We start from the raw sequence: 13,437 nt of genomic DNA, 5'->3' as shown, positions 1-13,437 counted from the left end.
CCCCGTGGAAATTCTGCGAGGGCAGCGCGTCATGTGTCGCAGTTCACGCACCCTGGGTCTGCAGGCCTGAACGCCTCACGAGCGATGCGCCAAGCCAAGAAGCAACGACCAGCGGAATGATGAGAACCAGCCACGGCAGGAATCCGGGGACGTGGCCCTGGCCGGCCTGGGACAAGAGCCAGCCCACCAGCAAATTCCCCAGTAGCACCGCCAGGCCGCCGCAACTGGACAGCAAGCCGAAGTAGGATCCGGTACCCCGGTGCCCGGCGAATCCGGGAACCAGCGAAAGAGCTGCAGGGTGCACGCTCATATGCCCCAAGGCCAGCAGGGTGACCGCGCACAAGATGCGTACCGCCGCGGTATTCTCGCCAAATGCCGTGGCGGGGAGAAAGGCGAGTACGCCGAACCCCAAGGCGCTGGAGAAATATCCGCAACGCAGGGTCGCCGCCAAGCCGATCCGTGCGGCGAGCCATGCGATGGGCAATTGCAAGCCCAGAGTTAGCACGGAGATCCACGCGAAAACCAGTCCCAGCCACTGGGTGGGCAGGCCGGTGCGTTCCAATTCCAGGGGAATGGCCAAATAGAGCTGGTTGTATGCCAGCAGGTCCGAGGCATGCAAGGCGCAGAAGGCCACGAATTTCCGGTCCGCCAGGCAACGGCGCAGGCTGCCAGGCTGGGCCGGCCGCTTGGCCCGGGATCCAGCATGATCCAGCGAAGTGACTTCCGGAGCGTAGCGGCGCAATGCCGCAGCCAGGAACAGTCCGATGGCGATGAAGAAGATTGCCCCGAAACCTGCAACGGCCGCGAACCCCCAATCCCACAAGGCCGCTCCCACCAGCGGTCCAGCCACCGCGCCGATTTCTCCGGTGACGCTCAGCCACGCAAAGAGCGTGGCCCGCTTGGCTCCCGTGGGCTGGCCCCTGTCGCGCGCGCTCTGGGCCGCGCCCACCAGAATGCTCAGGCCCGGAGAGAAAAGTGCCCCGCCGAATCCGGTGAGCAATGTGCCAAGGATGAACAACCAGAGCTTCGGGTCACCCAAGGACAGCGAGGCGGCCAGCGTGAGGAACCCGGCGGCGCGCACTGCGCAGCCAATGAGGATCATGCGCCGGGCGCCGAAGCGATCGGCCAGGCTGCCTCCGGCCAGGAAGAGGCCCTGCTGGGCGAAAGTCCGGATGCCCAGGATCAGGCCCACCGCGGCGCCTGCCAACAGGAAGTCGTTGGCCAGCACTACGGCAAGAAAGGGAACCACGGCGTAGAAGCCGATATTGAACAGCGTCTGGGTTCCCAGCAGTACCGGGACTTCGAAGCGGGACGTGCTGGTTTTCATGGACCTCGGGGAACGGGCAGGTGCGCTGCGGGCAGATCGGGCGGACTCTTTGATCTTAGCCAACACCGGTGCCCTGGGACGGGTCCTGCCCGCCGGGGCTGCCCGGCAGGATCCGTACCGGTCCGAGGAAACTTGCCGCCCTGTCCAAGACGCCATCCATCGCCTTCAGCTCGCATTCCCAGAGCGTCAGCGATTCCCAGCCAAGTGCCGCCAGGCTATCGCGATTGCACTGGTCCCGGGCGATGTTGGCATCCAGCTTGGGGTTCCAGTACCCGGTATTGGATGCGGGGCGCCGCTGGCCCACCGGGCAGTCGTGGCCGTGCCAGAAGCAGCCGTTGACGAAGATGGCCTTGCGCCGGGCGCTGAAGACCAGATCCGGGGATCCGGGAAGCTTTCCGCCCCGCAGCGGGATGCCGGGATGCGCAGCACGCAGCTGGGCTACTTGCCGTGCGGGCAGGACGCCGTGCACGCTGTAGCGGTACCCGGCGGCATGCAGCAACCGGCGCAGGACCAGTTCCGGTCCGGTGTTCTTGCTGGAAATGCGCGACATGAGCGCCGAGCGCTGCGCCGCCGACATGATGTCCATAGTCCATTGTGCGCCGCGAACAGGCCGCGCACTGCTGGCTGGGCTTTGGCTGGATGGTTTGCTGGAGCCAGCGGATGAAACCTCTTGCAACGGTTCCCAAACCTTGGCTGCCGCAGTAGCTTGGAGCTGGAATGGCCGGCCGGGATCGGGCCGGTCGGCAACAGGCAGAAGAATCGAGGGGGAGCCATGCGCGCAGCACGGTATTACGACCAGAAGGACATCCGGATCGAGGACATCGATGAGCCGCAGCTGAAACCGGGAACAGTGGCCATCGACGTGGCCTGGTGCGGCATTTGCGGCACCGATCTGCACGAATACCTGGAGGGCCCGATCTTCATCCCGCCGGCCGGGCATCCGCACCCGATCTCCGGGGAGAGCGCTCCGGTGACCATGGGCCATGAATTCTCCGGAACCATTACCGCCCTGGGCGAAGGCGTCACCGGCCTTGAAATCGGCGAGAACGTCGTGGTGGAACCGTACATCATCCATGAGGATGTGGACACCGGCGAAGGCCAGCAGTACCAGCTCTCCCAGGACATGAACTTCATCGGCCTGGGCGGCCGCGGCGGAGGGCTATCGGAGAAAATCGTCGTGGAACGCCGCTGGGTGCATCCCATCGGAAAGATCCCCCTGGATGAGGCCGCGCTGATCGAGCCGCTGTCGGTGGCCCACCACGCCTTCGTCCGCTCCGGGGCGAAGGCCGGGCAGGTGGCGATCGTGGGAGGTGCCGGCCCGATCGGCCTGCTGACCGCAGCGGTGCTCAAGGCCAAGGGGCTGACGGTCTACATCTCGGAACTCTCCGAGGCCCGCAAGGCCAAGGCGCGAGAAACCGGAATTGCCGACGGGATTTTCGATCCCAGGGAAGGGGACGTGGCCGAACGGGTGCGCGAAGCGACCGGCGGCCGGGGTGCGGATACCGGATTCGAGTGTTCCTCGGTCCCGGTGGTGCTGGATATGCTCCTGGACGCGGTGGCTCCCGGCGGGGTGATCGTCAACGTTTCGATTTGGGGGCATAAGCCGCAAGTGGACATGCCCAAGCTGGTCTTGAAGGAAATCGACCTGCGCGGCACCATCGGCTACGCCAATGACCATCCGGACACCATTGCCCTGGTGCAAAGCGGCAAACTGGACCTGGCCCCGTTCATCACCGGGCGCATCGGGCTCGACGAGCTGGTTTCCGAAGGGTTCGACCAGCTGATCAACAACAATGAGGAACACGTGAAGATCATTGTTGATCCGCGGGCCTAGCCTGCAGCTATCGGGGCCAGTTGGATCACTGGCACTGGCCCCCTGGCTGCGGCTAGTGGTGGTGTTCTGCCTGTTTCATCTTGCCAATGATTCCCGGGTCGATGTCTCCCGAACGATGAGCGCCGTGCTCGGAATGCGGTACCGCGAGTTCTCCAGCGGACGAAGCTGCCAACCCCAAACTGGCAACCGCCGCAACCGCAACCGAACCGGCAAACATGCTCCCGAGGACAACTAGGCTGCTGGAACGCACTGCCCGGTGCGGATAGTTCTTCCGCCGCTTGCGCTGCCACAGGAATACCGCCAGCACCGACAGCTCAAGCAGCAGCAAGGAAGCAATCGTGAGATCCAGATTCTTCGTTCCCTCCGGGAACCCCCAAAGGCCGGCAACAATGCTGGCTAAATGCACGGAGGAGACGAGCGCCAGGCAGGGGACCGCAAGCTTCACGGCAGGGGCCGCTGCCTTCAGCAGGCTGGCAACGGCGTACACCAGCGCCACCCCAGCCCAGGCTGCGGATGCTATCGCGCCGAGCCACGCCCACCACGGTGCCGGGGCGGACCCGACCCCGAATGCCGATGCCAAGCTGGCGGAGGAGGCCGCGGCCAGCGCCGCAACTCCCAGACCAGCGATCCCGGCATATAGGCCGCCGAAGGCGACGGATCCCGCAACTGCACCTCGCCCTTGAGTGGCAGGTTCGGTGGCAGCCGCCGTCGCCTCGTGGGAATTCATGACCGTGCAGTATGGGCTGCTGGCGTCCGGTCCTGGGACAGGCCTACCGACAGCAGGACAAGCGCGCTGGCTAGGTGCAGGACGTTATCCGCACCGTTCAGGGCAATGATGTTCAGCGCTGTTGAGGCCAAGAAGAGGCCGAGGATGCCAACCAGGAGGTAGACGGCGCCCACTGTGGTGTTGGCGAGCTTGGAAGCACGCACGGATCCGAGCCCAGCGATGAGCAGTGCTGCGCCGATGGCCAGGTGGATGACGTTGTGAAGTGGATTGACCTCGAAAATGATCAGCTTCCCGCCCTCTGTTGCGAAGAAGTCCACGCCGGCAGTGACAAGGAACCCGAGCAGGCCGACAAGGAGGTACACGGCCCCGAAAATCGTTGCGAGCAAGCGGTTAGGCGATGTGCGCATGGCAATCAGTCCTTCCTGGGACACGGATTCTAGTCCGTGTCGAGTTTTACGGGCTCCGGAAGGAACCCTGTAGAGGTTCTTCGGAGAAGGGCGGAAGGCGGATTGGTCTTGATTGGACGTATTTTGCAGGCACCGGAGGCACGCAGGGATGCGGGTATGCGTATGAGCTCCGGCACTCGGTGGAGAATGCTCTGGACCCTCCGGCAAGGAAGCTGATGCACTGAGACAGGGAGCCGAAGAGGCATCGGGCTGAAACAGCGAAGAGCATGTGAAGATCTTCGTGGATCCGCGGCTTCATTTTCCCGCTGCCCGATGCTTCGCGACTATGAGATGAGCTTCATCTGCTCATAGGCATCCAATGCAGCCCGCCGCGATTGCTTCAGATCCACAATGGGTTCGGTAGCCAGCGGGGCGTACTTTGCGACGTAGCTTCCCTGAGGGTCGAATTTCTTGGCCTGCAATTCCGGGTTGAAGACCCGGAAATATGGGGAAGCGTCGGCTCCGCTGCCGGCGACCCATTGCCAATTGGCAGTATTGCTGGCGAGATCCGCATCAACCAAGGTGTCCCAGAACCAGCGCTCGCCGGCTTTCCAATGCACTTGCAGGTTCTTGACCAGCAGGCTGGCTGCCACCATGCGCACCCGGTTGTGCATCCATCCGGTCTGCCAGAGCTGCTGCATGCCGGCGTCCACTAGACCGAAACCGGTGCGTCCTTGTTGCCAACAGCTCATATATTCCGCGGCCTGCGGGTCTGCCTCAGGCCAGGACCAGTCGAAATGATCGAACTGCGCACGCAGATTCCGCTCCGGAAGCTGCGGGTGATGGTAGTACAGGTGCCAGCAGAAATCCCGCCAGGCGAGCTGGCGGCGCATCGCGGTGGCACCGTCGGAAGCCTCGGGATTTACGGCGGCCAGACGGCCCAGCGCCTCCCACATCTGGCTTGCGCTGACATGCCCCCAGCGCAAGGCGGGGGAGAGGGCAGACGTTCCGTCCAGATCGGGGCGGTCATGGTGCTCCGGGTAGTCTTCGGCGATCGATTCCAGCACCTGCTCCAGGCGCTGGCGCGCAGGCGCTTCTCCGGGTTCCCATTGCGCGGCGAGCCCGTCAATCCAGTCCAAAGCCGGCAATAATCCCAAGCTCTCCAACTCGTCGCTGGCGGGAAGATTAGTGTCCGGGAGGGGTTCTTGTGCCTGTGGCGCGGGCAACGGAGGCCGGATCTCGCTGTCGCGCAACGCGTTGTAGAAGGGCGTGAAGACCTTGTAGCAGGTGTTGTTCTTGGTCAGCAGCTCCCAGGGCTCATGCAAGAGCGTCCCGCTGTAGCTGCGGGCATGGACGCCTCGCGCGTCGAGGTCCTGCTTGATCTGCATGTCGACGGCGCGTTCAGCGTGGCCGTAGCGGCGGTTCCAGTGCACGGTCTGCACGTTGCCTTCGTGCACGAGTTCGCTGATGATCCCGGCGGCCGGGCCTTGGCGCAGGATGAGCGGGATTTCCAGTTTTTCCAGCGATCGGCGAAGGTCCTCCAGCGCCTGATGCAGCCACCATTTGGCCGCGCCACCCAGCGGGCGGATGCCGGCAGATGCCTGGTCCAGGACATATACCGCGATCACCGGACCGGAAGAAAGCGCGGCATCCAACGCTGGGTGATCGCTGGTGCGCAGATCATCGCGGAACCATACCAGCTGGGCAGGCAAAGCAGGCTGAGTCATTTGGAGTTCTCCATGGACTCATCCTAGTGGTTATTTAGCTTAGCTAGCTAAATTCTGGTGGATGCCCCGCCTAGCTCGGCGGCTACCGGGCATAGCAAGAGGCTGGTGGTTCCAATCAGTGATTGCACGCACCAGCCCCTTGCCGCGCCTAGGGATCAGGAGCCGTTACCCATATCCTTGGCCGTGTCCTTTGCTTCGCTGTGCAGATGCTCGGCTTCGGAGTTGGCTTCGGATTTGACGGTCTGCACGGATTCCTGGGCGGAATCCCGCAGGTCCTCTGCGGCCTGCCGCGCAGGCTCCCGCAGGTCTTCGGCAATCTGTTTCGCCGCATCTTTGGCCTCTTCGGCCAGCGGTTCTGCCTTGTCCTTGACCCGCTGGACCAGCTCGGCTTCTTTCTGGGTCCCCGGAAGCAGCGACGAGGCCAGCAGTCCCGCCCCGAAGGCGATGATTCCGGCGGCCAGCGGATTGCCCTTGGTCTGCTCCACCACCCTGTGCGGTGCGTCCCTGACGGCTTCCGCGGCGTCTTCACCGTAGTGGTGCAGCTGGTCACTCGTTGATTCACCGGTTCCCATGACGGAGTCCTTCACCTTCCTGAATGAGTCCTTGACCTTTTCGGATTGTCGGTGGGCAATATGGCTGGGACTGACCCTGTCGGCAATCGCATCCACATCCTGTTGCATGTCGCCTCGTGTCTGGGCGATTTCCGCGCGGAGTTCTTCTGAATTCTTGCTCATGGTGCATCATCCTTCGGAGTAAAAGCTGATGGAATCCTCTTGACTGTCTCGGCCGTATTAGGCAGTCCCTTGATCTCTTGCATCTTCTTCTTGGCTGCGCTTGCCAAGACCAGACCGATCACCGCCCAGAGGGCGGCGACCACCAAGGCCGAGAAGCCGTAGCCAATCCAGAGCGACAATCCGAAGAAAGCCGCAACGGAAAGGAACAGCAAGACGAAGTGGCCGGCTACACCGGCACCGGCGTACATGCCCGCACCCTTGCCGGCGGAGCTGGCCGACTCCTTCAACTCCGTCTTTGCCAGCTCGATCTCTTGGCGAACCAGCAGCGATACGTTCTGGGTCAGGTCATTGAACAGGGCGCCGAGGGAACTGCGTTCATGTTCTGCAGAATCGGGATCTGGCGTCGTGTGAGTCATCGAATGCTCCTAGCGGTAGTCGGTGCTGCGCGGATCCCCAGGAGGGTAGGAGCGCAGCGGGTCAACGTCCACCGAATCGGCATGCAGCGGGTTGCCTGCCGAATCCACGCGGGTGGTTCCTTGGAAAGACGGGTCAACCCGCACCGGACCTGGCCCATCTCCGGCCGCGGCGTTCGGTGCGCTGGTGGCGCCGGGACGCGGTTCCTGGTCGCGGTGCCCTGTGGTGTTTTTCGGCTCGCTGGCATTTCGCGTCATGCGTCCTGCCAGCAGCCCAGCGCCCAGCGCCAGTCCCAAGAAGGCCGCAGGACGCTTGCGTGCAAAGCTCTTGACCTCATCCAGCAAGTCGTGCGGCTCGCGCTGTTCGAGCCAATCGGCGGCCTGGCCGCTGTGATGCGAAGCCTGGTCGACCAGCATGGAGGCGGTCCCGCTCGCGCTGGACTGGTCGAGCATGGCGCGGAACTCATCGCTGATGTCGCGCAGGTTGGCCGCGACCTTCCGTTGCTGCACGGAGGTCTGCTCCTTCAGGTCGGAGCCGAGTTCATCCCATAGGTGGGTGGCCTGGTCCTTGGCCTGCTCAGCGAGCATCGAGGCTTCCTGCTTGGCGCTGTCAAGCACGTGGGTGGCGGATTCCTGGCCCTCGCGCGCCAGATCCTGGGCTGCCTGCGCTTTACCCGAGGTATTGCCGCTTCCTGCGGACTGCAGGTCATCGGAATCATGCGTGTCGGCCGGTACCGGTTCGACAGTGCCCGACGGGAACAGGTCGGTTTGCGGCTCGGTCAACGGATCCGGATCGTTCAGGCCGTGGCGGACGGTTCCGGGTTGCGGGGTGCTGCGCGGGTCATCGGGGAATGGATTCGAACTGGTGTGATCGTTGGTGCTCATGTCTTCCCTTCCTCTGCTGCTGTCGTCAGCTGCGGGTGGCGCGGCAGGTGGCCGCGCATCCGGCTCCGCAGTCCGTGCGGAGCGCTGCTGGTTGCCTACGACGCTAGGCAAGAGAGCGCCGCAGGTCACGGATCGCGGCCAATCCGCAGGAAGCATTCAGGTTCGATGGCGACAGCTCGGAGCTTCCAGGAAAGCAGGAGGCAAGCGAGTAGGATCGAGCCGGATCCCGAGCGTCCAGCGCACCACCCGGCGCAGCAGCGAGGAGTCCAGCAGCACTGCAATCCCTGCTGCGGCCCAGTCCGCGGCTTTGGAGGAACAGCGGCAGTTTCCGTGGCGAACACGCCAATACCCGAACAGTCCGGGGCATTGGCGACGAGAGCTGGAAGACTGGGCGCTAAGTGTCCAACAAGCGAATCTTCGAAGGAGCACCATGTCCACTTATGCCGTGACCAATCCCGCCACCGGCGTAGTCGAAGCAACCTACCCGACTGCCACCGATGCGCAGATCCAGGATGCCATCGCCGAGGCGCACAACGCCTACACCCAGTGGTCGGTCTCCGCGCTTCAGGAACGCGTCGCCCTGCTGGAGCGCGTGGCAGACATCTACGAGGCACGCGCCGAAGAACTGGCCGCGATCATCACCCGCGAAATGGGCAAACCCATCAAGCAATCTCTGGGGGAAATCGGCATCGTGGCGGCGATCTACCGCTACTACGCCAAGAACGGCCCGAAGTACCTGGAAGACGAAGAGCTGGAAATCGCTTCGGGCGGCAAGGCGCTGGTGCGCAAGGAAGCGGTCGGCGCGCTGCTGGGCATCATGCCGTGGAATTTCCCGTACTACCAGGTGGCACGCTTCGCCGGGCCGAACCTGATGAACGGCAACACCATCCTGCTCAAGCACGCGCCGCAGTGCCCGGAATCGGCGCTGGCCATGGAAGAGATCTTCAAGGAAGCAGGGGCCCCGCAGGGTGCGTATGTGAACATCTTCGCCACCAATGACCAGGTCGCGGACATCATCGCGGACCGCCGGGTGCAGGGAGTATCCCTGACCGGTTCCGAGCGCGCCGGAGCGGCCGTAGCCGAGATTGCCGGGCGCAACTTGAAGAAGGTGGTGCTGGAACTGGGCGGCTCGGATCCATTCGTGGTCTTCGACGACGCGGATGTGGCGCGCACCGCCAAGCTGGGCATGCGCGCCCGCTTCGGGAACACCGGCCAGGCCTGCAACGCGGCCAAGCGCTTCATCATCGATTCCTCGGTCTACGAGGACTTCTCCCAAGCGCTGGTGGAGCAGGTGGCCGGAATCAAGGTGGGCGACCCGGCCCAGCCGGAGAACTTCCTCGGCCCGCTGTCTTCGGCCGCTGCCCGCGACGGCTTGGCCGCACAGGTGCAGGATGCCATCGACAAGGGTGCCCAGGTCTTGGCCGGCGGCAAGCCGATCCAGGGCGAGGGCGCATTCTACGAGCCGACGATCCTTGCCGGGGTGACCCCCGAGATGCGCGCCTTCTCCGAGGAGCTCTTCGGCCCGGTCGCCGTGCTCTACAAGGTGGATGGCGAAGAAGAAGCAGTGGCCCTGGCCAACAACACCGAGTACGGGCTGGGAGCTTCCATCCACACTCGGGACATGGAACGCGCAGAGCGCGTTTCCGTGCAGCTGCAAAGCGGCATGGTCGCCGTCAACGAGCCTTCGGCTTCCTACCCTGAGCTGCCCTTTGGCGGCGTGAAGCGCTCGGGCATCGGCCGCGAGCTGGGCAAGTACGGCATGGACGAATTCATCAACCACAAGTTGGTGAAGATCGCCGGGCGCTGAGCCAGGGGATTGCGGCAACGGTCCTGGCTTTCCCGGAAAATTCCGGGAAAGCCAGGACCGTCAGTCGAAAATGGCCTATATGCGGTTAGCAACGAGTCGTTGAATCAGCAGCACCTGGGCGGGAACCTCCAGGCACCCGGCAGCTAGACGCGCGTCATTGCCATCGGCCGCTGTTCTTCCGGAGTGAAGACCGGCAGGGCGTTGGCAATTGCCGTGTGGGTCCAGTACCGAACCCGGAAGGCCAGCATTCCTTTTTCCTCCGCCTGCTCGAAGAGAGTGCAGATCCGGGTTTTCGCAGGAGTCTCATCGACGATCTGAAGAGCACCGTTGGGAGGCGAGACATGGATGAAACGAAGCTGCTCGCTCTGGTTGTCCAGTATCGCCACGAGTACAGCGCAATTGTGAACGGAAGCGAGGCCCATGACGTCGTCTACCGGCTCGTTGAGTTGTGCAATGATCACGGGCATTCCTTGGATCCACCCGTACTCGCTCAGATGGGAGCGACCTTCGCGCGATCCCAGGAGTTCGGCGACACGTTCAGCAGTCTTGGACCTGACTATACGTCCTGGCATTAGTACTACCTCCACTTTGTTCGTAACTCTCGAGTGCACCCCATAAGTCACGCCACTTCGCAGATTGCCGACGAGCCTGCCAGTGGGCAAGGATCGCCGTCGTTGGGAAGCGGAGTGTGTTTCAAACCTATGCCACTTCGTCTGCGACCGGGAGGGGTGGCCTAGGGCTCCCAGCTTATTGACAGGCTCAGAGGAGAGCTTTTTGAACTTATTTCCTGGCCTAGTCAGTAGTTTGTTTGGCCTGCCGCGGACTGTCCGCCGCTAGGCTCCGTATGTACGCCCGAACAGACCGCATTTCCAAGCTCCACAGCCTGACCCGAGCTTGCTGTTGCCCGCAGCTGCGGGCAGATTGTTGCCGCTTCCAGAGCTAGTTCGGATTTCATGTCCGATTCATTCTGAGTTGATGGGAAAACCATGAGAATCCATCGGGCAAGCAGATGCAGCCAGGCTACGGGATCTACTGTTTCAGAATCCGCTTTCGCGGAACGCAAGCCGCCGAGGCGGATGAAGCTGCGGCCATCCGGAAATTCGCAGCCTAGCTGAAGGGGAATTGATCATGCGGTATTCAGTTCCGCGCAAGAAGAATGTTGAGCAGTTCCCCGCTAGTTCGCATCAGGCAGACCAGGTTAGCCAGCAGTAAGTCCACACAGACCGGTTGCTGGTCCGACGCCCTAGCAACCATATTCCGGGAGGCACGAAATGAGCACCTTTGGCATTGAAGAAGAATTCTTCATGTTCGACGCAGAAACAGGGTTGCCGGCCAGCACGGATAAAGAAGCGTTACGGCAAGCGCTGGATTCGCAACGCGATGGCGAAGTGCAGAACGAACTGCTTGCTTGCCAAATAGAACATGCCAGTGCCATCTGCGAAGACCGGGATCAGGCCCTGCATGAGCTGGGAAGTTTCCGCAGGGCTCTGGCAGGCGAAGCGGCCTCCCGCGGTCTGCTGGTCGCGGGTTTGGGGGCGGCGCCGATGATTGCCCAGCAGGCTCCGGAGCTGACCGATAATGCAAGGTACCGGGAAATCGGCAATTTCGTTTCCGGAATAGCGACAGAGCATTACATGTGCGGTTTGCATGTCCATGTGTCCATCCCTGATTCCGAAGCGGGAATTCGTGCGCTCAACTTCTTGCGCGGATGGTTGCCATTTCTCTGCGCCCTGGGCGCCAATTCTCCGTATTGGAGAGGGGTCGACAGCAACTTTTCATCGTGGAGAACCATTCATTACCGAAAGTGGTCCGTCCAGGGAATTCCGCCGTACTTCAAGGATTCGAAAGACTATTGGACTCGGCTTGCGCGAATCAATGGAACCGATGCGGTTCCCGACCCTGGCCACATCGGATGGTCCGCCCGGTTGTCGGAAAAGTACCCGACACTCGAAATTCGGGTCGCGGACTCGCAGTTGAGAGCGCAGGATTCGGTATTGCTGGCCGTGCTCATGCGAGGGTTGGTCGAGACTGCGGTGGCCGGCGAATTCGATGCGCTCGAGTATCTGCCCGAAGTCCTGGACCTGTCCCTGTGGCAAGCGGCCAAGAACGGAATCACCGGAGTGCACGTGGACACGCGAACCGGAGAGCCGGTCGCTGTGGAGGAGGTGGCCCGCAGAATGCTCCGACTCATTGAGGGCGCACTGAAGGATCATGGAGATTACGACTATGCCGTGATTTCACTCAGGAACATGCTGGAGACAGGCAACGGCGCGGTCCGCCAGCGGGCTGCATTCGAGCGCGGTGCTTTCACGCATCTGTTGGCCAATGCCCATTCCGAGATGCAGATGTAGCTTGCCGTCCAGGATCCTCAACGCAGACTGCAGGGTGTGGCCGGGGCCGGTGAAAGCTGGCCCCGGCTCGAAGCATCCGGGCTGGCACCGGAAAGATCCGGGTGCGGAATCCTCTAGACTCCGAGGGAATCGCGAAGTCGCGCCACATGCCCCTGGGCATCCACGGAATATTCAATTTGGCGGATGCTGCCGTCTTCATCGATGACTGCGGTGGAGCGCAGGGTACCCACGACGGTCTTTTCGCCGATGTTCTTTTCACCGTAGGAGCCGTAGGCTTTGGCAACTTCATTGCCCGGGTCGGAAAGCAGCGGGAAATTCAGCGATTCATCGCTAGCGAAGGTAGCCAGCTCTTCTGGAGCGTCCGGGGAGATGCCCAGAACGGAGAATCCTGCGGCCTGCAGCGAATTGAGGTTGTCGCGGAAATCGCAGGCCTCGGTGGTGCAACCGGGAGTCGCGGCCTTGGGGTAGAAATACACGATCACTTTCTGCCCTGAATAATCCGAAAGCGAGATGGTCTCTCCCTTGGCATCTTGCAGGGAGAAGGCTGGCGCTGGCTGGCCGGCGGTGAGCGGAGAAGAATGGGCAGTCATCGATTCAACTTTCATATAGTGATATTTTATTTTCATTCTAATTCAGTGGATGCACTCAATGCCAGAGACTTCTGGGATATATTTCCAACGACTTCTGGAAGGCAATAACCTCGCCATGGACCATGATGCGCGCTTCCAAGGCATCAAGGAAGACTCGGTTGCTGCAAAAGCCTGCGATCCCGTTGGCAGTTCTGCCTGCTGGAGAAGCTGCCGACCGGCCAAATAATCGCCATGCGATTCCCGCAGGCCTTCAGCTATCCGCGATGCACCAGGTCAATGGACACCGGGCAGAAAGCTGCCCGGCACCAACGAAAACACCGAGCCGTGCAACTGGGCAACAGCTGCGCGACCCGGTGCATCCGGGTAGCGGCCAGAACGCGGCCTGCTAGCGGTTGGCGGCCTTGGCTTCGAGGGAACGCGTCCACCGTTTGGCCATAGCCTGGATGGCAGAAGCGCTTGCCCCCGAAATCACGGCGAACGCCAGCACCTTGCCTACGGCGGCTTGTTGCTGCTTTTCGGGGTTGGCCAGCGACGGCGGTTCTTCCCCCATGGCTTTATGCCAGACCCCGGAGACGAGCTTGGCTCCGAGCCAGCCTGCACCGAGCGAAATCAGGGTTCCGAAGATCTTTACCAGCAATTTCATGTTCTGCTCCTCT

General features: G+C 62.3%; 14 protein-coding genes. 3 read left to right on the top strand and 11 right to left on the bottom strand.

All coding sequences use genetic code 11. The annotated features are described in order from the left end of the window. Nucleotides 1-43: 43 nt before the first annotated feature. Both ACIQTS_RS04215 and ACIQTS_RS04210 read right to left on the bottom strand, forming a co-directional pair. Complete coding sequence (locus ACIQTS_RS04215) at nt 44-1,327, bottom strand: MFS transporter (protein ID WP_402471476.1); 1,284 nt, start codon at nt 1,325-1,327, stop codon at nt 44-46. A gap of 55 nt (nt 1,328-1,382) precedes the next feature. Further along, the gene (locus ACIQTS_RS04210; RefSeq protein WP_402471475.1) at nt 1,383-1,913 is read right to left on the bottom strand and encodes a very short patch repair endonuclease; all 531 of its coding nucleotides are present in this window, start codon (nt 1,911-1,913) and stop codon (nt 1,383-1,385) included. Nucleotides 1,914-2,099: 186 nt separating this feature from the next. Here ACIQTS_RS04210 and ACIQTS_RS04205 point away from each other — a divergent pair, with 186 nt between their 5' ends. Next, the gene (locus ACIQTS_RS04205) at nt 2,100-3,161 is read left to right on the top strand and encodes a 2,3-butanediol dehydrogenase (protein WP_365946096.1); all 1,062 of its coding nucleotides are present in this window, start codon (nt 2,100-2,102) and stop codon (nt 3,159-3,161) included. A gap of 52 nt (nt 3,162-3,213) precedes the next feature. Here ACIQTS_RS04205 and ACIQTS_RS04200 read toward each other — a convergent pair whose 3' ends face one another. The 6 genes from ACIQTS_RS04200 to ACIQTS_RS04175 all read right to left on the bottom strand — a co-directional run bounded on the left by ACIQTS_RS04200 (nt 3,214) and on the right by ACIQTS_RS04175 (nt 8,033). After that, nucleotides 3,214-3,888 (bottom strand): hypothetical protein, encoded by a 675-nt coding sequence (locus ACIQTS_RS04200; RefSeq protein ID WP_332504630.1) that lies wholly within the window; start codon nt 3,886-3,888, stop codon nt 3,214-3,216. Continuing rightward, the gene (locus ACIQTS_RS04195) at nt 3,885-4,295 is read right to left on the bottom strand and encodes a DUF4383 domain-containing protein (protein WP_332489345.1); all 411 of its coding nucleotides are present in this window, start codon (nt 4,293-4,295) and stop codon (nt 3,885-3,887) included. Before ACIQTS_RS04195 ends, ACIQTS_RS04200 begins: the two co-directional genes overlap by 4 nt. A gap of 323 nt (nt 4,296-4,618) precedes the next feature. Further along, nucleotides 4,619-6,001 (bottom strand): cryptochrome/photolyase family protein, encoded by a 1,383-nt coding sequence (locus ACIQTS_RS04190; RefSeq protein WP_402471472.1) that lies wholly within the window; start codon nt 5,999-6,001, stop codon nt 4,619-4,621. Nucleotides 6,002-6,156: 155 nt separating this feature from the next. Continuing rightward, on the bottom strand, nt 6,157-6,735 hold the full coding sequence (locus ACIQTS_RS04185) for a DUF3618 domain-containing protein (RefSeq protein ID WP_402471469.1): 579 nt from the start codon (nt 6,733-6,735) through the stop codon (nt 6,157-6,159). Continuing rightward, on the bottom strand, nt 6,732-7,151 hold the full coding sequence (locus ACIQTS_RS04180; RefSeq protein ID WP_066142299.1) for a phage holin family protein: 420 nt from the start codon (nt 7,149-7,151) through the stop codon (nt 6,732-6,734). The genes ACIQTS_RS04185 and ACIQTS_RS04180 overlap by 4 nt, the downstream gene beginning before the upstream one ends. Before the next feature lie 9 nt (nt 7,152-7,160). Beyond that, entirely contained in the window at nt 7,161-8,033 is an 873-nt protein-coding gene (locus tag ACIQTS_RS04175; protein ID WP_402471466.1) for a hypothetical protein, read from the bottom strand. Between the two features lie 430 nt (nt 8,034-8,463). Between ACIQTS_RS04175 and ACIQTS_RS04170 the strand changes: the two genes are divergently transcribed. Beyond that, nucleotides 8,464-9,840 carry an NAD-dependent succinate-semialdehyde dehydrogenase gene (locus ACIQTS_RS04170; protein WP_365946091.1) on the top strand — a complete coding sequence of 459 codons (1,377 nt, stop codon included), beginning with the start codon at nt 8,464-8,466 and terminating at the stop codon, nt 9,838-9,840. A gap of 143 nt (nt 9,841-9,983) precedes the next feature. Here the strand turns inward: ACIQTS_RS04170 and ACIQTS_RS04165 are convergent, their stop codons facing one another. After that, nucleotides 9,984-10,301 (bottom strand): hypothetical protein, encoded by a 318-nt coding sequence (locus ACIQTS_RS04165; protein WP_365942840.1) that lies wholly within the window; start codon nt 10,299-10,301, stop codon nt 9,984-9,986. Nucleotides 10,302-11,111: 810 nt separating this feature from the next. On the opposite strand from ACIQTS_RS04165, the gene ACIQTS_RS04160 reads away from it, so the two are divergent. After that, entirely contained in the window at nt 11,112-12,191 is a 1,080-nt protein-coding gene (locus ACIQTS_RS04160; protein ID WP_402471462.1) for a YbdK family carboxylate-amine ligase, read from the top strand. A 113-nt stretch (nt 12,192-12,304) separates the two neighbouring features. On the opposite strand, the gene bcp is transcribed toward ACIQTS_RS04160, so the two are convergent. After that, complete coding sequence (bcp, locus tag ACIQTS_RS04155) at nt 12,305-12,781, bottom strand: thioredoxin-dependent thiol peroxidase (RefSeq protein ID WP_402471459.1); 477 nt, start codon at nt 12,779-12,781, stop codon at nt 12,305-12,307. Between the two features lie 385 nt (nt 12,782-13,166). Beyond that, nucleotides 13,167-13,424, bottom strand: coding sequence for a DUF4235 domain-containing protein (locus ACIQTS_RS04150; protein WP_105656071.1), 258 nt, complete (start codon nt 13,422-13,424; stop codon nt 13,167-13,169). Nucleotides 13,425-13,437: the final 13 nt, after the last annotated feature.

The organism is Glutamicibacter sp. NPDC090743 (assembly GCF_044769125.1).
In the GTDB taxonomy this organism is placed as follows: Bacteria; Actinomycetota; Actinomycetes; order Actinomycetales; family Micrococcaceae; genus Glutamicibacter.
Note: the sequence above shows the minus strand (reverse complement) of the source record. Positions and strands in the feature narration are given on the sequence as shown.